Below are 26,020 nucleotides of genomic sequence, written 5' to 3'. Positions count from 1 at the left end.
AAATATTTGCACACAAGCGCCATGAGAGTCACATTGTGCAGATGCAAAAAGGTGGACGCTCAAACCCTGGTGGTTTTCTGATCGAAGCGCGGCGACTGGATAAGTCGCCTGCGCCGTCGCGTGTGCTCTCGTTCGAGGAGATCACGCTCAAACCGACACCCGAGAGCGGCCAGAAACAGGCGTCGCGCTGCACCGATTGCGGCGTGCCGTTCTGCCAGAATGCCTGTCCCTTGCAGAACAATATTCCCGACTGGCTGGCCCTGTCGGCAGACGGCGATCTGCGCGAAGCGTGGAAGACCGCCAGCCTGACCTCCACCATGCCGGAAATCTGCGGCCGCATCTGCCCGCAGGACCGTCTGTGCGAAGGCGCATGTACGCTTCAGCAATCGGGCTGGGACGGCGTGACCATCGGCTCGGTCGAGGCATGGATTGCCGACAAGGCGTTTGAAAACGGCTGGGTCGAACCGATCCGCCCGCTGGCGGAACGCGGGCAATCCGTTGCCATTGTGGGGGCTGGCCCCGCGGGTCTGGCCGCCGCCGACCGTCTGCGTAGCGAAGGCTACAGCGTCACCCTCTATGACCGGCATGACCGCGCGGGCGGCCTGTTGATGTACGGCATCCCCGGCTTCAAACTTGAGAAACACATCGTCCAGCGCCGGATCGACCGCTTGGTCGAGGGCGGGGTCCAGTTTGTGCTCAATACCTCGGTCGGCACCGATATCAGCATGGACGCCTTGCGCACCAAGCATGATGCCGTGCTGCTGGCCATGGGCGTCTATCAAGCCCGCCGTCTCAGCATTCCCGGCTGTGGCCCCGATGATGCCCTGCCCGCGCTTGATTACCTGATCGCCCAAAACAAGCGTGATCTGGGCGATGAGGTACAAGCCGATACCGCCAAGGGCAAAAACGTCGTGGTCGTCGGTGGCGGCGACACCGCCATGGACTGCGTCCGCACAGCCATCCGTCAGGGCGCAACGCGCGTCACCTGCCTCTATCGCCGTGACCGCGCCAACATGCCGGGCAGTGCCCGCGAGGTGCAGAACGCCGAGGAAGAAGGCGTCATCTTTGAATGGCTGGCCGCCCCCAAGGCCCTCATGTCCAAGGGCGAGACCGTCAATGCGGTCCGCGCCCAGCGCATGGCCTTGAGCGATGCGGGTGCCGGTGGCCGTCGCGAGATCGTGCCTGTCGCCGACAGCGATTTCGATGTCGCTGCCGATCTGGTCATCGAGGCGCTCGGTTTCGAGCCTGAAAACTTCGCCGAGCAGATGGACGCCTCGCTGGAAATGTCCCGCTGGAACACCGTGCAGGTGGCGCGCGGCGGCTTCAAAACCAGCCTTGAAGGCGTGTTTGCCGCAGGGGACGCCGTGCGCGGTGCCTCACTCGTCGTCTGGGCCGTGCGCGACGGTCAGGATGCCGCTGCCGAAATCGACCGCTACCTGCGCGCACGTACCGAGGAAGCCGCAGCATGACCGAGCAAAACTGGCTGGAACAATACGGAGCCGCCCGCGCGCAACTGGTCGCCGCCGGTTCCTACGATCCGAACTCCGAGCGCGATGCCTGCGGTGTCGGCCTCGTCTGCGCCATCGACGGCAAGCCGCGCCGCGAGGTTGTGGACATGGCCATCCAGTCGCTGAAGGCCGTGGCCCACCGTGGCGCGGTCGATGCCGACGGCCTGTCCGGCGACGGGGCCGGCATCATGATCGAAATCCCGCAGGACTTCTTTGCCGCACAGGTCAAAGCCGTCGGCCAGACCCTGCGCGATGGTCCCATTGTTGTCGGGCAGATCTTTCTGCCGCGTACCGATCTGGGTGCCCAGGACCGCGCCCGCGCCATTGTCGAGGCCGAGGCTATCCGCTCGGGCTTCTATATCTATGGCTGGCGTCAGGCGCCGCTAGACCTGTCGGTCGTCGGCACCCGCGCCGAACAAACCCGCCCCGAGATCGAACAGATCATGCTGGCGGCACCGGAAGCCTTGTGGAAGGCCGACGCCAATGGCGAGACGCTGGAGCGCGAACTTTATCTGTGTCGCCGCCGCATCGAAGCTGCTGTCACCAAGTCGGGTCTGGGTGGCTTCTATGTCTGCTCGCTGTCGGCCCGCTCGATTGTCTATAAGGGCATGGTCCGCGCCGAACTGCTGGGCCAGCTCTATATCGACCTGAACGACCCGACGGTCGCCTCTGGTTATGCCCTGTTCCACCAGCGCTATTCGACCAACACCTTCCCCGAATGGAAGCTGGCACAGCCGTTCCGCACCCTCGCCCATAATGGCGAGATCAACACCCTGCACGGCAACCTCAACTGGATGAAGTCGCACGAGATCCGCATGGCCGCCTCGGCCTTCGGCGATCGCGACAACGAGGTAAAACCTGTGGTTCAGGCGGGCGGTTCGGACTCGGCGGCGCTGGACAATGTGTTCGAGCTTCTGGTTCGCGCCGGTCGTCCTGCGCCCATGGCCAAGGCCCTTTTGGTGCCCGAAGCCTGGTCGTCCGACGACATGATGATGAAGGCCGAACACCGCGCCCTCTATGCCTATTGCAATGCCGTCATCGAGCCATGGGACGGTCCCGCCGCCCTGTGCGCCGTCGATGGACGCTGGGTCGTGGCCGGTAAGGACCGCAATGGTTTGCGACCCTTGCGTGCCGTTGAAACCGTCGACGGCCTGCTGCTGGCAGGGTCCGAGGCCGGTCTGGTGCCTCTGCCGGAAGGCCGCGTTAAGCGCCGCCTGCACATCGGCCCCGGCAAGCTGATCGCCGTCGATCTGAAGACGGGCCGTGTCTATGACGAGCACGAAGCCGTCGATGCTCTGGCCGCCGCCCATCCGTATAAGGACTGGCTCGGCAACATGGTCGATCTGGAGCCGCTGATCGGCCCCGGTCCCGAGCCGCGTGCCGCCACGGGCGACGCCCTGATCCGCCGCCAGATCGCCGCCGGTTTCAGCCGCGAGGACTGTGACCTGTTGCTGGATGCGCTGGTGCGTGACGGCAAGGAAGCGCTGGGTTCTATGGGCGACGATGCGCCGCCCGCCGTGCTGTCTTCGCTGCCGCGTCCACTGGCGCATTATTTCCGCCAGAACTTCTCTCAGGTCACCAACCCGCCCATCGATCCGTTGCGCGAAGCGGGGGCCATGAGCCTGAAAACCCGCTTCAAGAACCTCGGCAATATTCTGGCCCATGACGAGGCCCAGACCGATGTGTTCATCCTCGACAGTCCGGTCCTGACCACCGGCATGTATGATCGCCTGCTGGGCGTTGTCGCCGATGGCTCGACCACGGTCATCGACTGCACCTATCCGGTACCAAACGCCACGGACGAAGCCGGTTCTGGCCTGAGGGCCGCGCTTAACTGCATCCGTGACGAGGCGGAAGCGGCCGCCCGTGCCGGTTCGACCTTGATCGTCCTGACCGACGAACGGGGTGCCGAAGATCGTCTTAGCGTGCCGATGATCCTGGCAACCTCGGGCGTTCACCTGCGCCTGATCGAAGCGGAACTGCGCACCTATTGCTCCATCGTCGTCCGCTCTGCCGAGACACTGGACCCGCACGCCTTTGCCGTTCTGGTGGGGGTTGGTGCCACAGCGGTCAATCCTTGGCTGGCACAGGAGCTATTCCAGGACCGTCTGGAGCGCGGCATCTATGGCGGCCTGACGCTGAAAGATGCCTGCCTCAACTATAAGAAGGGCATCGAGGCGGGCCTGCTCAAGGTGCTGGCCCGCAAGGGTATCTCGATCATCTCGGCCTATCGCGGCGGTTGTGAATTCGAGGTGCTGGGCCTGTCACGCGCTTTGGCTGCCGAGTTCTTCCCCAATGCACCGTCGCGTATTTCGGGCATCGGCTTGGCCGGTCTGGAACGTGCCGCCCTGCAACGTCACACGGCGGCATTCGGCAATGATGCCGTGCCGTCGCCGTCCATGGGTGGCTTCTTCCGCATCCGTGCAGGCGGCGAGGCCCATGGCCATGACGCCAAGACCATCCACCTGTTGCAGGATGCGACGAACCGCGGCGACTATAAGCGCTTCAAGCAATATAGCGCCGCTGTCGCAGAACAGGCGGACCTGTCGCTTCGTGACCTGCTCGACTTCAAGGAAGGTCTACAGCCCGTCCAGTTGCACGAGGTCGAAAGCGTTTCGGACATCCGCAAGCGCTTCCTGTCGCAGGCCATGTCGCTGGGTGCTCTCAGCCCCGAAGCGCACGAAACGCTGAACATCGCCATGAACCGGATGGGTGCACGCGCCGTATCCGGTGAAGGCGGCGAAGACCCCGCCCGCTATGTGCCGCGCCCGAATGGCGACAATGCCAACTCGGCCGTCAAACAGGTGGCGTCTGGTCGTTTCGGCGTCACCGCCGAATATCTGAACCAGTGCCGCGAGATCGAGATCAAGGTCGCGCAAGGTGCCAAGCCCGGCGAAGGCGGCCAGTTGCCCGGTTTCAAGGTCACCGAGTTCATCGGCAAGATGCGCCATGCGGTCCCCGGCACCACCCTGATCTCGCCGCCGCCGCACCACGACATCTATTCCATCGAGGATCTGGCCCAGCTCATCTATGATCTGAAGGCCATCAACCCCGATGCCAAGGTTACGGTCAAACTGGTGTCCGCCACCGGTATTGGCGCGATTGCGTCGGGCGTGGCTAAGGCCAAGGCCGATGCCATCCTCATCGCCGGTCACAACGGCGGCACGGGGGCGTCTCCGCAGACCTCGATCAAACATGCGGGTATGCCGTGGGAAATCGGTCTGGCCGAGGCGCACCAAGTGCTCAGCCTCAACCATCTGCGTTCGTCGGTTTCGCTTCGCACCGATGGCGGCATCCGAACAGGACGCGATGTGGTGATCGCCGCCCTGCTGGGGGCCGAAGAGTTCGGCATCGGCACGGCGGGCCTGATCGCCATGGGCTGTCTGATTGTGCGCCAGTGCCATTCCAATACCTGCCCTGTCGGCATCTGTTCGCAGGACGAGCGCCTGCGGGCCAAGTTCACCGGCACGCCGGAAAAGGTGGTCAACCTGTTCACCTTCATCGCCGAGGAAGTGCGCGAAATCCTTGCCTCTCTGGGCGCGCGCACCATTGACGAGATTGTCGGCCGTACCGACCTGCTGCGACAGGTTCGCCGTGGTGGCTCGCATCTGGATGATCTCGATCTCAACCCGCTGCTTATGAAGGTCGATGTCGATAAGCCCGGTCGTCTGGCCGACAAGCACCGCAAGGAAATCGACGAGAGCCTCGATGCGCAGGTCCTGAAAGACGCCCAGTCCTTCCTGCAATCCGGTCAAACGCTGGAACTGTCCTATCCGCTGAAGAACACCCAGCGCACAGTCGGTGCCGGTCTGTCCTCCGCCATCGTGCGCAAATATGGCCCGCAAGGTCCGCAGGGGCGTCTGACGCTGAAACTGGAAGGCATTGCCGGTCAAAGCTTCGGGGCCTTTGCCACCAAGGGGCTCGTGCTCGATGTGGTCGGCGAGGTGAACGACTATGTCGGCAAGGGCCTGTCGGGCGCGGAAATCCGCGTACGTCCCTATGAATGGCGCGAAGGCCAGCAGGTCTGCGGCAACACAACCATGTATGGCGCAACCTCGGGCCGTCTGTTTGTGGCGGGCGCGGCGGGCGAACGCTTCGCCGTTCGTAACTCGGGGGCCGAGGCCGTTGTCGAAGGCTTGGGTGCCCACGGATGCGAATACATGACCGGTGGCCGTGTCGTGGTTCTGGGCCAGACCGGCTGGAACCTTGCGGCCGGCATGAGCGGCGGCGAACTGTTCGTGCTGGACCCCGATGGTCAGGCAACCCAAGCGCTGAATGGCGATCTGGCAACGCTTGGCACCTTGAACACCGAGGCCGCCACCCGCCTGAAAGAACTGGTCGAGGCCCATCTGGCCGCTACCCGTTCACCCTTGGCCCAGCGCCTGCTGGCGGACTGGGGCAACAGCCTCAAAGCCTTTATCCGCATTGTGCCGCAAACCGTGCGCGATGCCGAACAGGCCGACAAGACAACAGAACAGCGGGCCACCGCCTAGGCCCGTTATGGGGTCCGCTATACTGAGCGACTGGTCATCGGATGCAAATCGCGTAACATCGTCCGATGACCAACACCCCTCGCATTGTGCGGCTGCATGTGGCCCTGTGGCTGGGACTGGCCATCATGGCGATTGTGCTGGCCGTTGAACCGACCAGCTGGAATTGGCCGACGCGACTGGCCGTGGCGTGGAATAGCGGTATCGCCGCCTTTTTACTGCTGACCGTGTTTCGCATGGCGCGTAACCGCACCATTGACGACATCCGCAACCGCGCCGCCGAAATGGATCAGGCAGGCGCCGCCGTCCTGCCGCTCAGCCTGCTGGCAGCAGCCGCCAGCATCTTTGTGATCGTCTATATCGCCGCCTCCAGCGGCAAGCCCACCGCCTTCGATGCCATTCTGACCATAGGCACAATCGCCCTGTCATGGTTGTTCGTGCAGGTGATCTTTACCCTGCACTACACCCATGAATACTACGCCCCCGACAGTCAGGGCCCGCAGACAGACCGGCAGGGACTGATCTTCCCCGGCGAGGCGGATGCGGACTATCTGGATTTTCTGCATTTTTCACTGATTATCGGCGTCGCCAACCAGACCGCCGATGTGCAGATTTCCAGCCAGCGCGTGCGCCGCATCGCCACCGTGCACAGCATCATCTCATGGCTGTTCAACACGGTTATTCTGGCTCTGGCCGTCAATCTGGCGATCAATCTGCTCTAGGCCGTTTTCAGCCCAGACTTGACTTTTGACCGCCAGAGGCCCATTTGCCCGCTACCGCACAGTGCGGTTTCCGTCGTGCTCCAGCGCGTGTGGGCCTTTCTTTCTCAAGAAAACGCCTGTCTGTTGAGCCGTCGGTTCCTCAAGATCATACGTCGTCCGGACACGCGGGGCGGCGCCCGTTACCTGCCCGTACGATACGGGCGGACGACGCGCGCTGCTTGGCCTGACGGCTGTTAGCGTTCGTCGTTATTCGTGAAAGAACGACGTGAGCGACATTACTTTTGAATCCTTGGGCCTGAATCCCGGCCTGATGTCTGCCCTGAAGGCAGCCGGCTATGACAAGCCGACCCCGATCCAGTCCAAGTCCATCCCGCATGTGATGAAGGGTGCCGACCTGCTGGGTATCGCCCAGACCGGCACCGGCAAGACCGCAGCTTTCGCGCTGCCCATCCTGCACCGTCTGGCTGAAAACCGCGTTGCGCCCAAGCCGCGCACCACGCGCTGCCTCGTCCTGTCGCCGACCCGCGAACTGGCCACCCAGATCGCTGACAGCTTCAAACAATACGGCCAACACCTCGGCTTCCGCGTTGCGGTTGTCTTTGGTGGCGTCAAGTATGGCGGCCAAGAGCGCGCCATGCAGCAAGGCCTCGACATTCTGGTCGCCGCACCGGGCCGTCTGCTGGACCATATCCAGCAAAAGACGCTGGACCTGTCCTCGACCGAAATCTTCGTCCTCGACGAAGCGGACCAGATGCTGGATCTCGGCTTCATCAAGCCGATCCGCCAAGTGGTCAGCCGCCTTCCGGCCCGTCGCCAGAACCTGTTCTTCTCGGCCACCATGCCGAACGAGATCGGTAAACTGGCTGGCGAACTGCTGAAGGAGCCGATCAAGGTTCAGGTCACCCCGCAAGCCACGACCGTCGAGCGCATCAAGCAATCGGTGATCTGGGTTGAACAAGGCCGCAAACGCGCCCTGCTGACCGAACTGTTCTCGGACCCGTCCTATACGCGCTGCCTGGTCTTCACCAAGACCAAGCACGGTGCCGACAAGGTTGCCGCCTATCTGGAAGCCGGTGGCGTTGAAGCCGGTGCCATCCACGGCAACAAGAGCCAGCCGCAACGCGAACGCGCCCTTGAGGCCTTCAAGAACGGCAAGCTGCGCGTTCTGGTCGCCACCGACATCGCGGCGCGCGGTATCGACGTGGACAAGGTCACGCACGTTGTGAACTTCGAGCTGCCTTTCGTACCGGAATCCTATGTTCACCGCATTGGCCGTACGGCCCGCGCCGGTGAAAAGGGCACCGCCATCAGCTTCGTAGCCGGCGACGAGATGAAGCTTCTGAAGGACATCGAAAAGGTGACCCGCCAGAAGATCCCGATGACCGACCGTCGCAACGACAAGGGCCTGCAAGCTCTGGACGCCTCGATTCTGGCGGCCGGTGTTTCGGCCAAGGCGACCCTGCCCGAGCGTGAACCGCGCCGTGGCGAGGGTGAAGGCAATCCGCGCAGCCGCAACCGTCGCCGCAACGAGCAGCGTCCATCGGGTGGCGGTCAGCCGCACCGCATCCGCAAGGGTGGCCGCACCGGCGAGGTCGTTGAAGCGCCCAAGCGCGAATATGATCCGATGGCTGCCGAGCGTCCCAAGACCCCGCGCGAGCCCAAGGTGCGCGAGCCGGCTCCGGTCGGTGAAATGAAGCGCCGCCCGCGCAGCCGCCCGAACGGTGGCGGCAATGGCGCAAAAAGCTTCAACCGCGCCTAAGCCTGTAAGATAAAAACGGGCCGCCTTTCTTCGGAAGGGCGGCCTATTTTTTTGCCTGACACCCAAACAAAAACGGCGGCCCCGTCAGGAGCCGCCGTTTCATATTCCAGTCCTCTAAAGGATTAGAACTTGATGGTGGTGCCCATCGAGAACACCAGACCCGAACCTTCGATGTCGCCGCGCAGGTGCGAGGTGACCAGACCGTTATAGAAGTTGCGGTCGTCGTGTATCTTCGACTCGTTCATGGCGATATAGGTCACTGCCGCATCAAAGCCGACGCCTTCGGTGACTTCGGTATTCAGGCCAACCGAGAACAGGGTACGGTCCGCATCGGGGATACGGGCGGTACGCAGTTGATCCGTGGTCGGGGTCGGGTCATAGGCCACGCCAGCGCGCAGGGTGGTCTTGGCGCTATAGGCATAGTCCAGACCGATCGCGCCGGTCGTGACGTCTTCATAGTTCTGGTGGATGGTGTCGCCACCGCCCTTATACGACACGCGGATGGCGTCGAATTCCGACCAGCCGATACGGTTGATCTGGGCGTTCAGGGTCAGCTTGTCGGTGGCGGCATAGCGCACCGAGGCCGAGGCGAACCATGGCGTGTTGATTTCGGCGCTACCGGCAGAATCGACGCTGTTCGGTGCCAGCGGGCCAGTCAGGGTCGTGACGATATCGCCTTCCAGCTCGTGCTCGATGGCCGAACGATAGGACAGACCCAGATCCCACTTGCCGGTGTGGACTTGTGCGCCGACGTTCCAGCCATAGGCAAAGCCGTCGCCTTCCAGCGAGGACGAACCGTCAGCAAAGGTCGGGGCAAAGCCCGGCATGGCCGAGGTCAGCTTGGCCTTGACGTATTCCACGTTCACGCCAGCGCCAACGTCCAGCCAGTCATTGACCTGATAGGCAGCTGTCAGGCCCAGATCGGCCGAGCGCAGCTCCGAGGTCGTGGCATCATAACGGGCGAACGAGTTGTCCGAATATTTGGTCGTGAAGTTGTACGGTGCGGCCACGGCCACGCCGACAGCCAGACGCTCGGTCAACGGCATGGCGATGGCAAAGTTCGGCACCAAACCGTTTTCCAGCGGCTTTTCGGTCTGGCGGGCATCCAGTACCGGCACGTCGTAACGGGTACCCGTCTTCGGGTCGGTATAGGTGACATAGGAGCCATTATTGGTGGCTTCGGCATCCAGACGGATGGCGTGCAGCGACATGGTCACTTCGCGGCCCGAACGTGCGATCGAGGCGGCGTTCCACCACATGGACTCGACGCCCTTGTCGGCGGTTTCGCCCGAATTGGCGCGACCCAGACCGCGTGCCGATTGTTCTTGCAGATAGAAGGAGCCTGCGAAGGCCGGAGCGGCCACCGAAGTCATAAGGATCGCCAAGGCACCCGCGCGGGCCATGTTCCTGGAAGTCATACGTTTCACCTATATTTATCGATCCATCATTACAGATGCGATGGACCTTTGCTCGGGGAGAGAAGCAATGGCTTATCAGCCACAATATTCTTGTCATCGCCCCAGCCTGTCACAGCATCGTCACACGGCGAGAATGCAGTAACGGCGTGACGCATAAGTCGCACTTTTTCAACGCAAACTTACGCTAGGGAAGAATAAATACCCAAGAATAACGTCGTTACTTAAATTGTCATGCTGACTTAAGGTAAAGCTTGGCATTTACTGACCTCATCCTTTCCGGCGCGGCATGTCGGTCGAAAGCTGACGCGATTGCGCTATTGTGCTAGAAACACCATCTGAAGTTAGAAGTTGCCGCCTCCCCGCGCGGCATCCGGAAATAGTTTGCCAGACCCGACAGCCATCAAGGGCTTACGAGCGCGGCAAAATGCTGAAAGTCTGTCATGTACGAAACGCCCGAACTGGAAACCGACGTCCTGGTCCGCAGCCACGAAATCCGCATTCACACGCCGGAAGATTTCGAAGGCATGCGCAAGGCCGGCCGTCTGGTCGCAGAGGCGCTGGACATGATTACCGAGCACGTCAAACCGGGCGTCACCACCGGCTATCTGGACGATCTGGTGCGCCAGTTCACGCTCGACAACAATGCGATCCCTGCCTGCCTTGGCTATAAGGGCTACGAGAAGACCATCTGCACCTCGATCAACCATGTCGTCTGCCACGGCATTCCGGGTGACAAGGTTCTGAAGGAAGGCGATATCGTCAATATCGACCACACCGTCATCGTTGACGGCTGGCACGGCGATTCCAGCCGCATGTATCCGGTCGGCGAGATCAATGCCCGCGCCAAGAAGCTGATCGATGTCACCTATGACTCGCTGGAACTGGGTCTGGCCCAGGTCAAGCCGGGCAACACCTTTGGCGATATCGGTTATGCCATCCAGAAATTCGTCGAGGCCCAGCGCATGAGCGTGGTGCGTGACTTCTGCGGCCACGGTATCGGCCGCGTGTTCCACGACAACCCGAACGTGCTGCACTATGGCCGTCGTGGCGAGGGTGCTGTCCTCAAGCCGGGCATGTTCTTCACCGTCGAGCCGATGGTGAACCTTGGCAAGCCGGCCGTGAAGGTGCTGTCGGATGGCTGGACCGCCGTGACCCGTGACAAGTCGCTGTCCTCGCAGTGCGAGCACACGATCGGTGTCACCGAAGACGGCATCGAAATCTTCTCGGCCTCGCCGAAGAACATGTTCCGCCCCACTTTCTGACGAACGCAGTTACGTCTAGTCTCCTCTTTCGGGGGGAGACGATGACGGACAGCATACCCATAGCGGCCAAGCCCAAGGCCCATCATCTGGGCCACCGCGAACGCCTGCGCGAGCGGGCGATCGAAGGCGGTCTGGCCAATCTTCCCGACTATGAGCTGCTGGAACTTTTCCTGTTCCGCAGCCAGCCGCAGGGCGATGTCAAACCTCTGGCCAAGGCCCTGCTGGACCGTTTCGGCTCTATGTCAGGGGTGATGGCCGCCTCGCTCGAAGACATGCTGACCGTGCGGGCCACCGATATCAAAGGCCAGATGCGCGGGGTTGGCAAACAGACCGCACTCGATCTTTGCGCCCTTCAGGAAGTGGCACGTCGCGCCGCACTGGATGAGGTGGCCAAGCGTCCGGTGATCGCATCATGGACAGCCCTGCTGGCCTATGTGCGGCTGGCCCTGCAACACGAACCGCGCGAGCAGTTCCGCATCCTGTACCTCGACAACAAAAACCAGCTGATCCGCGACGAGATTCAAAATCGCGGCACGGTCGACCATGCGCCCGTCTATCCGCGCGAGGTTGTGCGCCGCGCCCTTGAACTCAGCGCCAAGGCCATGGTTATTGTCCATAATCATCCCTCGGGCGACCCGACCCCCAGCCGCGCCGATATCGACATGACCAAACAGGTTATCGAAGCGGCCCGCGCGCTGGACATCCAGATTCACGACCACCTGATCGCCGGACGGCACGGCGTAACCAGCTTCAAACAACTAGGCCTGATGTGACCATTCTTCGTACCCAGCGCCTGACGCTGACCCCCGTATCCGACACCGATTTCAACGACCTGACACAGATGTGGTCCGAGGAGGGCGTCACCCGCTATATCTCCGGCCAGCCCATGTGCGCCGAAGATGTCTGGCTGCGCCTGTTACGCGATATCGGCCACTGGCAGATTCTGGGCTATGGCAACTGGGTGCTGCGGGACCATGAGGGAACACTGGTGGGCAGTGTCGGTCTGTTCGACTATCGCCGCGACCTGACACCGCCTTTTACCGCCCCCGAAATCGGCTGGGCCATGACTTCGCCCTTCCACGGCAAGGGTCTGGGCCGCGAAGCGGTGACGGCGGTGCTGGACTATGCCGATACCGTTCTGGGTTTCGAGCGTACCGTCTGCATGATCTCCGATCCCAACACCCAGTCGATCAAACTGGCCGAAACGGTCGGATTTAGACACTATGGGCAGGGTCTACACAAAGGCTCAACCCTTGGCCTTTATGAACGACACAGGCCCACGACCAAGAGCACAGGCTGACAATCGGCTCGGAGACGCTTATTGGCTACAGGTCTGTACTGCTTACTGAAACGAGTTTCGCCCATGCCCATGTCTGCCGACGAACTGCGCGCGCACCTGACCGACGCCTTTCCGGACGCTGTCATTGACCTGCGTGACACCGCAGGCGACGAGGACCACTGGGTGGCACTGGTCGTCTCCAGCGCCTTTGAAGGTATGAGTCGCGTCAACCGTGGCCGCGCCTGTAATGCCGCCCTCAAGGGCAAGCTGGGCACTGTGGTCCACTCGGTCAGCTTTGACGCCAAAACCCCCGCAGAGGTTATCTGATATGCGCTATCGTCCTCTCGGAGAGGTCGGCTCGGCAGTTTCAGCAATAACATTGACACTGGATGCGGCGGTGGCCGCGTCCGGTGCCAACGGCATACGCAATCTTATCGACACGGCCGTGGAGGAAGGGGTCAACAGCTTCTTCATCGACAGCCTTGATCCTACCCTGATCCGCACGGCGGGCGAGGCGCTGCGTCAGGTTGACCGCGACCTTTTGCATATCTCCCTGACCGTTGGCCCCCTGCCCAATGGCAAGCGCAATTTCACGCCCGAAGGCCTGAGCGCGGTGATCGGGGCCGTCCTCAAGGCTTCGGGCCTTGTCTATCTCGACACGGTTATTCTGGATGACCCGTCAGAGAGCGAACTGCCGTCACAGTCCCTGAAGTCCCTGCGCGAGGACACCCGCGTCAAGCGACTGGGCCTGCGCGGTAATTCGGAGGTGATGGAGGTCTATATCCATAGCGGGCGTTTCGATGTCCTCTATACGCCCAGCCATATCCAGATGGATGCCCGCCAGCGGTCCTGCCTGCGTTCGGCCCGCGAACAGCAGATGATCGTGTTCTCAACGGACTATTTCCCCAAATCCCTGCTGACTGCCCCCAAACGCGCCGCCGCGCCGGAACCGCAAAAGGGTCTGTTCGGTCTGGGCCGCAAAAAGCCGGTCGCCGAGGAAGCGTCCAACCCGTTTGCCTTCCTGTATTCCACCCCCGGCTGGGAAGCCGAGGACCTGTGTCTGGCGCACGCCCTGCTGGACCCGTCACTGGCCGGTGTTGTGGTTCATGCCCCCAATGTCGAGCGCCTGAAACGTCTGGCCAAGGCGTGCGAGCGCGACATGCCGGTCAGCCTGCCCGCGCAACTGGAAATGGCCCGCGTCACGTCTTCACGCGCCGCCTGACCGTTTAGCCACCCAGCGCCACAAAAGCCCCGTTGGCGAAATCCGGCTTGCCATACATCAAGCCCTGGCCGTCCGGCGTAATGATGCGGCCACCTGCGGCTTGCAGCACAGCGTGACCGGCGGCGATATCCCACTCCGAAGTCGGGCCGGTGCGCGGATAGGCATCAAAACGCCCCTCGGCAATCAGGCACAGCTTGAGCGATGAATCCAGCGCCTGCCATTGCGTACAGCCATGGCGGCGGATCAGGCGCTCGGCCTCCTCGTCGCTCAGGCTGTGGCTGACCAGAGCCACCGGATCGTTCGGGCGCTCGCGCACATGGATGGGGTGCCAGTTCTCATCATTCTGACGACGGAAAGCGCCGCCCCCCAGCGGACCGCTGCGCCACGAGGTGTGCGTCGCCGGTGCCACCACCGCTCCCGCCACCACATAATGGTCGCGCACAAGGGCGATATTGACGCTGAACGCCTCGCGGCCCTGCACAAAGCCGCGCGTGCCGTCCAACGGATCGATCAGCCAGAACCAGCCGTCACATCCGGCAGGCAGGCCGCTATCGCTGGACTGTTCCTCGGCCACGGTCTGTACCCCCGGCCATTCGGAGGCCAGACGTTGCAGGATCACGCGCTCGGCGGCACGGTCGGCCTCGGTGACAGGGCTGTCATCCGCCTTGCGCTCGGCCACCACGCCCCGGTGCCAGAAACCGCGAATGACCTCGGCGGCCTCTTCGGCAATATCGGCAATGATCTCGGCCAGACGGCCCGAGACAAGATCGGCTTCGAGGCGTTCAAGCGTTTCCGGCGAGGCAGGGGACATGGGGGATTTCGGCGTGCTGGACATGGTTTTGTGCAGATACTCCAATCCAGCGGTTTAACGAACCGGCAAATCAGGTCAGGGATTGATTAACCTTCATTAACTACGTTTTTGGATCCTCGTTTTCAGGATCGGGATACGCATGTCATTTCTGACCGATACCGCACCTCGCGCCTCTTTCGATGTTGCCGACGAGCAACCAACCCTGCCGCAGGGTGCCGAACTGGCCTCTATGGTCGCGGCCAAGCTGTGCCATGACTTCATCAGCCCCTCGGGCGCAGTGATGTCGGGACTTGATCTGCTGGATGACCCGACGGCACAGGATATGCGCGACGACGCCATGGACTTGATCCGCCAAAGCGCCCGTAAAATGATCTCGCTGGTCAGCTTTTCGCGCGTAGCCTTCGGCAGCTCCTCCAGCGCCGAACGCTTTTCCAGCACCGAGATACACAACCTGCTGTCCGGACTGACCGATGGCAGTCGCGCCCAGATCGACTGGCGCATTCCGGAAATGTCTCTGGCCAAGCCCCATGCGCGAGCCTTGCTGAATCTGGCCTATCTGACCCACGGCGCTCTGGCACTGGGTGGCACAGCCATCATTACCGCGCGTCAGGAAGACAATGGCCTGACCCTCGTGGGACAGGCCGAAGGTAACCGTGTCCGCCTCAAGCCCGAAGCCCTGATGGGTCTGCGGGGCCAATCCCTGTCCGAGGGCCTGAACGGGCAATGGATCCAGCCCTACTGGCTGTGGCTGACAATCTCGGAAATCGGTGGAAGACTCGACACTATTGTCGAAGAACAATGTATATCATTGTTAGCGCGCCTACCAAATCTCGTTGAAATTTGACATAAGCAGAGCCAATACGTCCATTGTGAAGCTTTCACGCGCGGAAGTTGATGGAGTGAAGTTCTCTGCCCAAGCCTCTTTGCCTCATTGTCGATGACAGCCGGATTATCCGCAAAGTCGCCCGTCGCATCGTCGAGGGACTAGGCTTTGACGTGTCCGAAGCCTGTGACGGCATTGAAGGTCTGGAGCAATGCTTGCAGGCCATGCCGGATCTTGTGCTGCTGGACTGGCGTATGCCGACCATGGATGGCATGGATTTTCTGGCCCGCCTCAAAGAGATCAGCGCCGATCGCATGCCCAAGGTGCTGTTCTGCAGCATGGAAAGCGATCCGCGCCGCATTGCCGAGGCACTGGCCGCCGGTGCCGACGACTATGTGATGAAACCGTTTGACGGCGATATTCTGGAATCCAAGATCGACGAGGTCGGAGCATTGAAGGCGCGGGTCGCATGACACCCGAGGACTTTGATCGCCTGCAAGCCCTGATGGCCAGCCGCGCCGGTTTCGCCCTGTCGCCCGACCGTATGCAACTGGCCGAACACCGCCTCGGCCCCATTGCCCGCCGCGAAGGCTTTCACAATGTCGAAGCCCTGCTGAACACGCTTTGGGCGCGCCCCATCGGTTCACTGGGCTGGAGCGTGATCGAAACCCTGCTGAACACAGAAACTTGGTTCCGGCGCGACCGCCATGTGTTTGACCTGTATGCGAGCGAACTGCTACCTGCACTGGCACAGGCCCGCAGCGGACGTCCTGTCCGTATCTGGGTGGCCGGTGGCGGCTCGGGACAAGAAGCCTTCAGCCTTGCCATGGCGGCCCTCGAACAGGGTGTGAGCGTCGATATCCTCAGCACCGACCTGTCGCGCCGCAGTCTGGAAAAGGCCGGACGCGCCATCTATTCCGGTTTTGAAATCCAGCGCGGCCTGTCGGCCCGCGCCATGCTGCGCTATTTCGATCCGGTCGAGGACCAGTGGCAGGCCCGCCCCGCCCTGCGCCAGATCGTACAGTTCGAACGCGCCAATCTGATCGATCCGCTGCCCCATGATCTGGCCAACAACGGTCCGTTCGATCTGGTCTTCTGCCGCTATGTTCTGGGCGACATGTTGCCCGATGCCCGCAACAAGGTTCTGGAACATCTACACGGCCCGCTGGTCGATAATGGCTGTCTGATCCTCGGGGTCGATGACAAGATCGACAGCAAGAGTTTCCGTCAGGTGGCCGGCCGCGCAGGTCTGTTCGTCAAGGGATCAGGCCGTCACCAGCGCGCGGCCTGAAACCCGAAACGTCCCTCGAACCTATCCGAGCAGGGCTTTACGGGCGACGGCCTTTACCCCGTCCGTCGGCACATCGACAAAGACCAGATCTGTGGTGCCGAAATATTTGGACTGGTTACGCGCGCACCAGTCCGTGGTCACCAGTTTAAGGCGTGATCCAGCCCGAACCCCGCCCGTGCGCTCGGCGGCATAAACAAAGTCACCGGTCATTTCGCTGATCGGCATGGGGCGGTCCTGATTGCAGATCTTCAGGATATCCACCATGCGCGAGGCCTCGATCTCGGCAACCTGAAGCTTTCCGTCAAAGCGTACCACCTCGTCAAAGTGGAACTGGTCCACCGCCCCGCCTTTCAGGCCGGTGCCCAGCGTGGTGTGGCCAATAAAGCCCCAGTCGGCATCCACTGCATCGGCAAAACCGGCACTGACCGCACGACCCGTTTCGCCCAGAGACTGGGCCTTGGGATTATGGCCCAGCACCACGCGCTCCACCGGCGTCAGATGGGCCGCCAGAGTGGTTGCAATCAGGTTCGCCATCACAGGATCGCCCTGCGCCGTGCCGGAGACCTCGCGGATGGCCGTCGTCACCACACCGTCGGCCCCGTATTCGCCCACGGCATAGGTTTCGCCCCAGCGCCCGCAATGGACATAGCCGGTCGCGCCTTCCTGATGGGTGAACAGCAAATGGTTGTGTCCGCCGATCATCAGCGCGCCTTGCGGCAACAGCGGAAGATATTGGCGCTCGTCCACCACGCCCACATGGCTGAGCACCAGCTTCAGGCCATCGCCCGCCAGCATGGACGGGAAGTTGGCACCGGCCCACGCCACCGGATCGGGAATGGTCAGCCAGTCACGGCTTTCGGCCGGATAGGAGTTCAGCGACGGCGTGCCAAGGCCGACGATCGTGAGTGATTGCCCGCCCAGCACCATCTGCGCCGTCGAAGGCGCATAGGGTTGGCCCGTGCGCTTGTCGATCAGGTTGCTGACCACCGTCAGACCCAGAGCACGCATACGCGCCACCACCGGATGCAGGTCATGCACCAGATCGTTGTCGTGATTGCCAAGGTTGAAAACGGTCGGCGCGATCTTGGGCAGTTCGGCCATAAAGGCCCAGTCGATAGCCCCCTCTGAGCGCACCGAAACCACATTGCCCTTTTCGAAACTGTCGCCATTGACCACGATCAGGTGCGGGGCATGGCTGGACGTCACCTCGGCGCGGAACGCGGCCAGAAGCTGGGCGATGCGGCCATAGGACGAATGCAGGTCCGAAATCGCCAGCACCCGCAGCTTGGGACCCGACTGTGCAACCGGACTATGCGCGCACCCTGCCACAGCGCCCGCCAAAGGCAGGCAAGCGGCCCACTGGAGAAGGTGGCGGCGCGAAAGAAAAGACTGTGACATGTTAAGTCGACCCTGATGACAACCATCTGCCCTTAACATGTGCAGGACGCAGGCTTCGCAAAGGGCTGATGTAAAAAGGCACATAATGTGTTGGAACTGCGGCAATCGGGCGCATCAACGGCGATATCCACCTGTAGGGCTCAGGTTTTGCGCGACTGTGGCCATGTCATAAAAGGTTCACCGCTCGACGGTCTTTCGAGCTTGGCTTGAGCCGCGTCCACCCTCTAGACCCCCGCCCATCATTCCTAGGGGATATAGAAATGAAGCGTATTGCCGCCCTCGCCGTTTCGGCCAGCACCCTCGCCCTGCTGGTTGCCGCTCCGGCCTTTGCTCAAACTGCTGAAGACACCGCCTCGGTCGGCGATATCGTCGTCACCGCCCAGCGCCGCAGCGAAAGCATCCGTGACGTGCCGTTCGCCGTCACCGCCATGAACACCGAGACGCTGGCGGCTGTGAATGCCGGCGGTGCCGACATTCTGGCTCTGGCCGGTCGCGTGCCCAGCCTGAACGTCGAAAGCTCGAACGGCCGCTATGCGCCGCGCTTCTATATCCGTGGCTTCGGCAACGTCGATTTCGACTTCACCGCCTCGCAGCCGGTTTCGGTCGTGATGGACGAAGTGGTTCTGGAAAGCGTGTACCTGAAGGGTTTCCCGCTGTTCGACGTCAAGCAGATGGAAGTTCTGCGTGGCCCGCAAGGCACCCTGTTCGGCCGCAACACCCCTGCCGGTGTGGTCAAGGTTGATACCACCAAGCCGGGCGACATGTTCGAAGGCTTTGGCACCCTGTCGATGGGCAATTACGGTTCGGTCCGCGCCGAGAGCGGCGTGACCCTGCCGCTGAACGACACCCTGTCGCTGCGCGTCGCCGGTCTGTGGAACCACCGCGATGACTGGGTCAACAACGCCTATGACGCCGAGTTCGCCAACCCGAACGGCAAGGAACTGGGCAATTTCGAAGACCGCGCCATCCGTGGCCACCTGTCGTGGACCCCGACCGAGCGTCTGTCGGTTCTGGCCACCCTGCAGGCTCGCGACTATGCCGGTACCGGCACGCTGAACCGCGCCAATGCCCTGACCAAGGGCTCGAACAAGCTGAACGAAAACTACGACCGCGACACCGTCTATTATGATGGCGGCCGTAACAATTTCCAGAAGCAGGACACCACCTCGCAGTCGCTGCAAGTGGCCTATGACTTCGGCAACATGACCCTGACGGGTGTTGTCGGTGCCTATCAAGGCTCGTCGCTGGGCAATGGCGATATCGACGGCGGCGTCTCCTTCACCGCTCCGGTCGGTGCTGGCTATGCCACCCCGTTCCGCGTCGAAAGTGGCACCGACAACTCGGACCTGATCCAGAACACCTACGAGCTGCGTCTGGCCTCGAACGGTGACAACCGCCTGAACTGGCAGGTTGGTGCCTTCTACTTCCAGGACCGTTTCAATCTGGTGTCCAACACCTATTGGGGCGAAGGCCAACTCGACCCTAAAAAACAAACCGACATCATCCAGAAGTCGGATTCGTGGTCGGTGTTCGGTCAGGCCAACTATCAGGTCACCGATGCCCTGAAGGTAACAGGCGGTCTGCGCTACACCGAGGACAACCGCAACTATCAAGGCAACATCACCATTGATGCGGACAAGCCCGCCAATGTCCTGCTGCCGACCAGCACTGTCTCGGTCGCCGACGAACAAGTTTCGTGGGACGTCAGCGCACTCTACGAAGTCAATGACCAGTGGAACCTGTTCGCCCGTATCGCCAACGGCTATCGCGGCCCGTCGATTCAGGGCCGCAGCCTGCCGGTTCTGACTACCGCCAACAGCGAAACCGTCATGTCCTACGAAGCTGGCTTCAAGGCCCGCCTGTGGGATGGCCGTGCTCGCCTGAACGGCACCGCCTACTTCTATGAAGTAGAAGACCAGCAGTTCACTGCCATCGGTGGCAACGACAACACCAACCGCCTGCTGAACGCCGCCAAGGGCGAAGGCAAGGGCATCGAGATCGACGGTGACGTCTATCTGGGTGCTGGCTTCACCTTCGCCGGTGGCTTTGCCTGGAACGCTACCGAGATCAAGGATAGCAGCCTGCTGGTTCCGATCTGCGGCGACCACCTGTGCACCATTACCGATCCGATGCAGGTCATCGGCGGCAAGTCCTTTGCCGAAATCAACGGCAACCCGTTCCCGATGGCTCCGGAATATTCGGCCAACTTCGTGTTGTCCTACGTCAAGTCCATCGGCAACGATCAAGAGCTGTTCGCGGCGACCGACTGGGTCATGCAGAAGAACACCAACATCTTCCTGTATGAATCCAAGGAATTCATGCTGGGCACCCAGTTCGAAGGCGGCCTGCGTGCAGGCTGGCGTCATCTGGGCCGCGATGTGGAAGTGGCCGGTTATGTCCGCAACATCACCGACGAGGACAACATCCTCGGTGCGATCGACTTCAACAACCTGACCGTCTTCGTCAACGATCCGCGCATGTACGGCATCGAAATCTCCAAGCGTTTCTAATCTTTCCGAAACGCTGACCAAGGCTTTCGAGGGCGGTTCCGGCACAGGCCGGAGCCGCCCTCTTGCTATATGAAGAACATTGATAGCCAATACGCGCTCGATCCAGGGAGGGATGGATGCGCCTATCGGTATTGCTCAGCACACTGGCTCTGATGTTCGCCCTTGCGGTGCTCAGCCTACAGACACCGCGCCCGCGTCCGGCGGATGCCCCTGCCGACCAGTTTTCCGCCCACCGCGCCATGGTCGATGTGCGCGAGATCGCCAAGGCCCCGCATCCGTTAGGATCCGCCGAGCACCAGCGCGTGCGGCAGCACCTTTCCAGCCGCCTGACCGAGCTGGGCTTTACCGCTTCCGAACAGACCGGCTCGCTGACCGTCAAGGCGGTTCAGCGCCTGCAAAAAGAAGGCGGTACGCCAGAGGTTGCCGGTTTTCAGGCCACCAACCTGATCGGTATCCGCAAAGGCACCCAGAGCGGTCTGCCCCCCATCCTGCTGATGGCGCACTATGATACCAGCGTGCATTCCCCCGGTGCCGCCGATGACAGTGCCGGTGTGGCCGCCATTCTGGAAGCCGCCCGCGCGCTCAAAGCCCGCAAGGACACGCAACGCGATCTGATCGTCCTGTTCACCGATGCCGAGGAAATCGGTTTGGAAGGCGCGCGCATCTTCTTCGAGGAGCATGCGCTTGCACCCACAATCGGCTTCATCATCAATCTGGAAGCGCGCGGCGGGGGCGGTCGCGCCTCGATGTTCGAAACGGGGCGCGGTGACGGCCCGACCATCAAGGCCTTTGCCCCTCTGGCATGGTCTGCCGATGGCGGCGTTGCCAGCACCTCGCTGGCCAGTTTCATGTATGAGCGCATGCCCAACGGGACAGACTTCACCATCCCGCGCAATCAGGGCGCACAGGGCATCAACATCGCCTTTATCGGTCGCGCCCGCCAATACCACACGGCGGAATCGACACCCGACAATCTGGATCAGGGCTCGCTTCAGCATATCGGCTCGCAGACGCTGGAGATGACCAGTCGCCTGATGACGTCCGAGGCCCTGCCCGCCAAGGGCGACAACCGTGCCTATGCCGATGTGTTCGGGCATGTGTTCATCAGCACGCCCTTGTGGGCGGGCTGGGTGCTTTTGGCCCTGTCGCTGGCCGGTCTGGCCTTTAGCGTGTGGCGGGCCCGCGTGGTGACGCGACTGGGGCCAAAACAACTGTTCCAAGGCGTGCTGGACGGGGTCTGGTTCATCAGTGCCAGCCTGATCCTGTGTCAGGCCCTACGTCTTTTGGCCGCGCCATTATCGGGCAGTGGCCAATATTATATCCTGCTGCGTCGTCTGCCGTGGATGGAGGCGTCTGCGGCGCTGGCCGTGCTGGCTCTGGCCTTTATCCTGATGTCAGGGGCGCGGGCCGAATATCGACGCATCCTCGGCTACGGACTGGCGGGCCTGACCCTGCTGGTCAATCTGGTGGGTGACGCCAGCCCGCTGATGATCGGCGCGGGTGCGGTGGCGGCTGTCCTGTCCCTGTGGCCCGGTGCCGCCTCGCGGACCCTGTGGGGCGGATGGATCGGCGGGGTTATGCTGGCCTTCGTCCTTGGCGTTGTCTTGCAAGTTGTGGCCCCTCAGGCCGCTCTCATCCTGATCTGGCCCGTCCTTCTGGCGGTCGCGGTCATGAGCCTTACTGCCGCACTCTTCCCTGCGCTCAGCGAAATGCGCGGTCTGATTGCGCCCGCAATCGCCACCGTCATCGCAGGGGCTTGGTTGATGGGTTACGGGCATCTGGTGTTTTTGGGCATCGGAATCAGCCTGCCCGGTGCGCTGGGTCTGATCGGGTTTCTGGTCCTGTTGTTCGTGCGCCCCTTGGTGCCCGCACGCGACGACTATTGGCTGACCATACTGGCCGTGGTGTTTTTGTTGGCCTCGGTGGCTCTGGGCGCAGGGTCACGTCTGGCCGAACCGGCACAGACTTCGGCTCTCGCCGAAAAGGCCACGCGCTTAAGCTTACAGTAGTAAGGTTATGCCAATGAAGCGCCATGAAGCTGATCCACGCCCTACAAGACAATAACGATCCCAACTCGCTGGTGTCGCGTTTTCGTCGCGCCCGCAGCAAGCGGATTGTCGATCTGATCACAGCCATCCACGCCGAGAAAGGCGCGGTTCGCATCATCGATCTGGGCGGCGAGGCCAGCTACTGGCACCTGTTCGATGCCGACTTCCTCAAGCGATCGAACGTCCACATCACCCTCGTCAATCCGGGCGGGGTCGATGATGTGTGGGACGACGCCCTGTTCACTGTGGTCGATGGCGACGCCACCCACCTGCCGCAATATGGCGACAACAGTTTCGACCTCGTCCATTCCAACTCGGTCATCGAACATGTCGGCGACTGGGTGCGCATGGAGGCGTTCGCGCAGGAATGCCGTCGTCTGGCGCCGAAATACTATGTCCAGACGCCCTATTTCTGGTTTCCGGTCGAACCGCATTTCTCCAGCCTGTTCTTCCACTGGAAGAGCGAGCAAAGCCGCGCCCGCGCCCTGATGAAACGCGCGCACGGCTTTTCGCAAAAGTCTCCCGATGTCGGGGCCGCTATGCGCGATGTGCAGCACGCACGCCTGCTGGATAAGAACCAGTTCCGCTTCCTTTATGCCGATGCAAAGCACCATGACGAAAAGGTCGGTCCCCTGACCAAATCCATGATCGCCATTCGCGCATAAGGGCTCTGGGCATAAGGACTCTGGCGAAGCATGGCTGACAGGTTTATCGCTGGCGCATGTCCAATGCCGTTCTTGTCACAGGTTCCGCCGGTTTTATCGGCTTTCACACCGCGCAGCGCCTGCTGGCGCGGGGCGAGACGGTCATCGGCCTGGACAATCTGAACGCCTATTATGATCCGGCCCTGAAACAGGCGCGCCTGGACCAGCTACTGGCCCATCCGAACTATCGCCATCACACGCTGGACCTTGCCGACCGTGAGGGTGTGGCCGCCCTGTTCGCCACTGAAAAACCCGCGCGTATCGTCCATCTCGGCGCACAGGCCGGTGTCCGTTACAGCCTTGAAGCGCCGGAAACCTATGTGGATTCCAATGTGGTCGGCTTCCTGTCGATACTGGAGGGCGCACGGGCGACGGGCTGTCAGCATCTGGTCTATGCCTCGACCAGTTCCGCCTATGGGGCCAATGGCAAGCTGCCATTCGCGGTGCATGACGGGGCCAACCACCCGCTGACCCTCTATGCAGCCACCAAGCTGGCCAATGAGGCCATGGCCCATTCCTATGCCCATCTGTTCAACATCCCGACGACAGGCCTGCGGTTCTTTACCGTCTATGGACCGTGGGGCAGGCCGGACATGGCGCTGTTCAAATTCACCCGCGCCATCCTCAAGAACGAACCGATCGACGTGTATGGCGAAGGCCGGATGAGCCGCGATTTCACCTATGTGGACGATATCGTCACCGGCATCATCGCCGCGCTGGATCAACCGGCCCGCATCAATCCCGACTGGGATGCACAACACCCCGATCCGGCCACCAGCGGCGTGGCCCCGTGGCGGATGCTCAATCTCGGGGCCGGACAGCCGGTGCCGCTGATGCGCTATATCGAGGTGCTGGAGAGCAAGCTGGGCCGCAAGGCAACGCTTAACCTCATGCCGATGCAGGACGGCGATGTCGTCAATACCGAAGCCGATGTGTCCGATACCCTCGACGCCATCGGCTATGCCCCCTCGACGCCGGTCGAAGAGGGGGTTGGCCACTTTGTGGACTGGTACTGCAACTTCTACCGCGAGAACTGATCAGCCCCCGTCGGTCCACGCCGTCTTGTACAGATCAAAGCGACGGTCTCTGAGGTTGGTAACCGTCCCCTGCGCCCGCGCCCATGACAGGTCGGACAGATCAAGATCGGCCACCGTCACCGTCTCCACGTTCTCGGTCGCCTCGGCGGCCACACCGTCGCGTGCAAACGGGAAATCGCACGGCGTCAGAATACAGGACTGGGCATACTGGATGTCCATATTCTCGACATTGGGCAGGTTACCGACATTGCCCGCCAGCACGACATAGCACTGGTTCTCGATGGCCCGCGCCTGACCGCAATAGCGCACCCGCAGATAGCCCTGACGGTTATCGGTGCAGAACGGCACAAACAGGATGCGCGCGCCTTCATCCACCATGCGACGGGCGACTTCTGGGAACTCTGAATCATAACAGATCATCACCCCGATCGGGCCACAGTCGGTAGGGATGGCATGGACGCGCTCGCCGCCCTTGATGTTCCACCAGTGGCGCTCATTGGGTGTCGGGTGGATCTTCTCCTGCTCGTGGACCGAGCCATCGCGCAAGAACACATAGGCGACGTTCTGGATGTCGCCATCCTCGGTGCGGGTCGGGTGCGAGCCGCCGATAATGTTGACATTATAGCTGACCGCCAGCTTGCGCATCGCCTCGACAAAACGCGGCGTATAGCGGGTCAGGGCCTCGATGGATTCCGCCGGTGTCAGCTTTCGATGTTCCAGCGACAAAAGCTGAAGCGTGAACAGCTCGGGGAAGACCACGAAGTCGGCGCGATAGTCCGACACCACATCGGTGAAATATTCGACATTGGCGATGAACTCGTCAAAGCTATCGACCTTGCGCATCTGCAACTGGACGGTGGCCACGCGCACCGTCTCCTTGGTGGCAAAGGCCGCCCCCTTGCCGGTATCTTCCAGATAATAGGGATTGCGCCACACCATGTGGGACGCATGGCCCAGCGACTGTTTGTCGGTCGGCAGATAGCGCTTCAGCACCCCCACCGGCTCGAAGCCCGAGCGCATGTGAAACGCAATCACCGGATCGTTGAACTTACGATCCAGCACCGCCTGCAAATAGGTTTCGGGATCGCGCAGCTCGGCACGGCGACGATAAATGCCCGGCATACGCCCGCCAAAGACAATGCCCTTCAGGTTCTGGGCCTCGACCAGATCGCGGCGCGCATCATAGAGGCGCTGGCCAATCCGCAGACGTCGGCGTGTCGGGTCCACACAGACCTCCATGCCATACAGCCACGCGCCATGCGGATCATGCCGTGAAGCATAGCCGCCGCCGGTGATCTGCTCCCAGCTATGGGCCGACATGGCCGCCGCCTCGTCGATGCGGAAACTGGCCGCATAGCCAACAATCTCGCCATCATACTCGACGACAAACTGGCCATCGGGATAGGTGGCGATCTGTCCCCGCAACATGCCCGGCGTATAGGGAATGTCGTCCTTATAGACCCGCGCCACCAAGGCATTGATGCCGGTAACGTCCGCCATCCGCGCATTGCGGATCGACAGAACTGCCGGTTTGGCAGGGATTTCAGGGGAATGGACGGTTTCGGGCAGTGTGTGTTCGTCGCTCATACCCGTCACAACGCCTGTGTGCGGCAAAGGTGGCACGAAGGGCATACGTCAATATCGGTCGTTCGTTGTTATTTTGTTCTCATTTTTCGATGAGAACATCTTGTGAACAAGAACAAACCATGTACTGTTATCCACATCAAGGGAGCGGGTC

At 61.7% G+C, this 26,020-nt stretch carries 20 protein-coding genes; 16 read left to right on the top strand and 4 right to left on the bottom strand.

The window, feature by feature from the left end; genetic code table 11:
• Window positions 1-41: 41 nt before the first annotated feature.
• From FHS64_RS11980 to FHS64_RS11965, 4 genes are all read left to right on the top strand, one after another.
• Window positions 42-1,469, top strand: coding sequence for an NAD(P)-dependent oxidoreductase (locus tag FHS64_RS11980; protein WP_167178636.1), 1,428 nt, complete (start codon window positions 42-44; stop codon window positions 1,467-1,469).
• A complete protein-coding gene (gene gltB / locus FHS64_RS11975) occupies window positions 1,466-6,001 on the top strand; it encodes a glutamate synthase large subunit (protein ID WP_167178593.1) in 4,536 nt (1,511 codons plus the stop codon). Before FHS64_RS11980 ends, gltB begins: the two co-directional genes overlap by 4 nt.
• A 65-nt stretch (window positions 6,002-6,066) precedes the next feature.
• Window positions 6,067-6,720 carry a DUF1345 domain-containing protein gene (locus FHS64_RS11970; protein ID WP_167178591.1) on the top strand — a complete coding sequence of 218 codons (654 nt, stop codon included), beginning with the start codon at window positions 6,067-6,069 and terminating at the stop codon, window positions 6,718-6,720.
• 310 nt (window positions 6,721-7,030) lie between these two features.
• Window positions 7,031-8,479 (top strand): DEAD/DEAH box helicase, encoded by a 1,449-nt coding sequence (locus tag FHS64_RS11965; protein WP_167178634.1) that lies wholly within the window; start codon window positions 7,031-7,033, stop codon window positions 8,477-8,479.
• 122 nt (window positions 8,480-8,601) lie between these two features.
• On the opposite strand, the gene FHS64_RS11960 is transcribed toward FHS64_RS11965, so the two are convergent.
• Window positions 8,602-9,897, bottom strand: a complete 1,296-nt coding sequence (locus tag FHS64_RS11960) for an OmpP1/FadL family transporter (RefSeq protein WP_167178589.1) — start codon at window positions 9,895-9,897, stop codon at window positions 8,602-8,604.
• Between the two features lie 440 nt (window positions 9,898-10,337).
• On the opposite strand from FHS64_RS11960, the gene map reads away from it, so the two are divergent.
• The 5 genes from map to FHS64_RS11935 all read left to right on the top strand — a co-directional run bounded on the left by map (window position 10,338) and on the right by FHS64_RS11935 (window position 13,660).
• A complete protein-coding gene (map, locus tag FHS64_RS11955) occupies window positions 10,338-11,159 on the top strand; it encodes a type I methionyl aminopeptidase (RefSeq protein WP_167178587.1) in 822 nt (273 codons plus the stop codon).
• A gap of 41 nt (window positions 11,160-11,200) precedes the next feature.
• Complete coding sequence (gene radC / locus FHS64_RS11950; protein WP_167178585.1) at window positions 11,201-11,932, top strand: RadC family protein; 732 nt, start codon at window positions 11,201-11,203, stop codon at window positions 11,930-11,932.
• Window positions 11,929-12,459, top strand: a complete 531-nt coding sequence (locus FHS64_RS11945) for a GNAT family N-acetyltransferase (protein WP_167178583.1) — start codon at window positions 11,929-11,931, stop codon at window positions 12,457-12,459. Before radC ends, FHS64_RS11945 begins: the two co-directional genes overlap by 4 nt.
• Before the next feature lie 63 nt (window positions 12,460-12,522).
• Window positions 12,523-12,765: a BolA/IbaG family iron-sulfur metabolism protein gene (locus FHS64_RS11940; RefSeq protein ID WP_167178581.1), complete on the top strand. Its 243-nt coding sequence runs from the start codon at window positions 12,523-12,525 to the stop codon at window positions 12,763-12,765.
• A 1-nt stretch (window position 12,766) separates the two neighbouring features.
• Window positions 12,767-13,660 carry an aldo-keto reductase family protein gene (locus tag FHS64_RS11935; RefSeq protein ID WP_167178579.1) on the top strand — a complete coding sequence of 298 codons (894 nt, stop codon included), beginning with the start codon at window positions 12,767-12,769 and terminating at the stop codon, window positions 13,658-13,660.
• Window positions 13,661-13,664: 4 nt separating this feature from the next.
• Here the strand turns inward: FHS64_RS11935 and cysQ are convergent, their stop codons facing one another.
• Complete coding sequence (cysQ, locus tag FHS64_RS11930; RefSeq protein WP_167178577.1) at window positions 13,665-14,471, bottom strand: 3'(2'),5'-bisphosphate nucleotidase CysQ; 807 nt, start codon at window positions 14,469-14,471, stop codon at window positions 13,665-13,667.
• A 139-nt stretch (window positions 14,472-14,610) separates the two neighbouring features.
• Between cysQ and chpT the strand changes: the two genes are divergently transcribed.
• From chpT to FHS64_RS11915, 3 genes are all read left to right on the top strand, one after another.
• The gene (gene chpT / locus FHS64_RS11925) at window positions 14,611-15,315 is read left to right on the top strand and encodes a histidine phosphotransferase ChpT (protein WP_167178575.1); all 705 of its coding nucleotides are present in this window, start codon (window positions 14,611-14,613) and stop codon (window positions 15,313-15,315) included.
• A 65-nt stretch (window positions 15,316-15,380) separates the two neighbouring features.
• On the top strand, window positions 15,381-15,767 hold the full coding sequence (locus tag FHS64_RS11920; RefSeq protein WP_167178632.1) for a response regulator: 387 nt from the start codon (window positions 15,381-15,383) through the stop codon (window positions 15,765-15,767).
• Window positions 15,764-16,585, top strand: a complete 822-nt coding sequence (locus FHS64_RS11915) for a CheR family methyltransferase (RefSeq protein WP_167178573.1) — start codon at window positions 15,764-15,766, stop codon at window positions 16,583-16,585. Before FHS64_RS11920 ends, FHS64_RS11915 begins: the two co-directional genes overlap by 4 nt.
• Before the next feature lie 21 nt (window positions 16,586-16,606).
• Here the strand turns inward: FHS64_RS11915 and FHS64_RS11910 are convergent, their stop codons facing one another.
• The gene (locus FHS64_RS11910) at window positions 16,607-17,983 is read right to left on the bottom strand and encodes a metallophosphoesterase (RefSeq protein WP_167178571.1); all 1,377 of its coding nucleotides are present in this window, start codon (window positions 17,981-17,983) and stop codon (window positions 16,607-16,609) included.
• 260 nt (window positions 17,984-18,243) lie between these two features.
• On the opposite strand from FHS64_RS11910, the gene FHS64_RS11905 reads away from it, so the two are divergent.
• From FHS64_RS11905 to FHS64_RS11890, 4 genes are all read left to right on the top strand, one after another.
• Window positions 18,244-20,493 carry a TonB-dependent receptor gene (locus FHS64_RS11905; RefSeq protein ID WP_167178569.1) on the top strand — a complete coding sequence of 750 codons (2,250 nt, stop codon included), beginning with the start codon at window positions 18,244-18,246 and terminating at the stop codon, window positions 20,491-20,493.
• A 116-nt stretch (window positions 20,494-20,609) separates the two neighbouring features.
• Entirely contained in the window at window positions 20,610-22,502 is a 1,893-nt protein-coding gene (locus FHS64_RS11900; protein WP_167178567.1) for a M20/M25/M40 family metallo-hydrolase, read from the top strand.
• Window positions 22,503-22,525: 23 nt separating this feature from the next.
• A complete protein-coding gene (locus FHS64_RS11895) occupies window positions 22,526-23,206 on the top strand; it encodes a methyltransferase domain-containing protein (RefSeq protein ID WP_167178565.1) in 681 nt (226 codons plus the stop codon).
• Between the two features lie 56 nt (window positions 23,207-23,262).
• Window positions 23,263-24,282, top strand: a complete 1,020-nt coding sequence (locus FHS64_RS11890; protein ID WP_167178563.1) for an NAD-dependent epimerase — start codon at window positions 23,263-23,265, stop codon at window positions 24,280-24,282.
• Here FHS64_RS11890 and FHS64_RS11885 read toward each other — a convergent pair whose 3' ends face one another.
• The gene (locus tag FHS64_RS11885) at window positions 24,283-25,869 is read right to left on the bottom strand and encodes a bifunctional GNAT family N-acetyltransferase/carbon-nitrogen hydrolase family protein (RefSeq protein WP_167178561.1); all 1,587 of its coding nucleotides are present in this window, start codon (window positions 25,867-25,869) and stop codon (window positions 24,283-24,285) included. It abuts the gene before it with no gap.
• Between the last annotated feature and the right edge of the window lie 151 nt (window positions 25,870-26,020).

The sequence above is a fragment of the Brevundimonas terrae genome (genome assembly GCF_011761985.1).
In the GTDB taxonomy this organism is placed as follows: Bacteria; Pseudomonadota; Alphaproteobacteria; order Caulobacterales; family Caulobacteraceae; genus Brevundimonas; species Brevundimonas terrae.
This window is presented reverse-complemented; position numbering and strand designations above follow the sequence as displayed.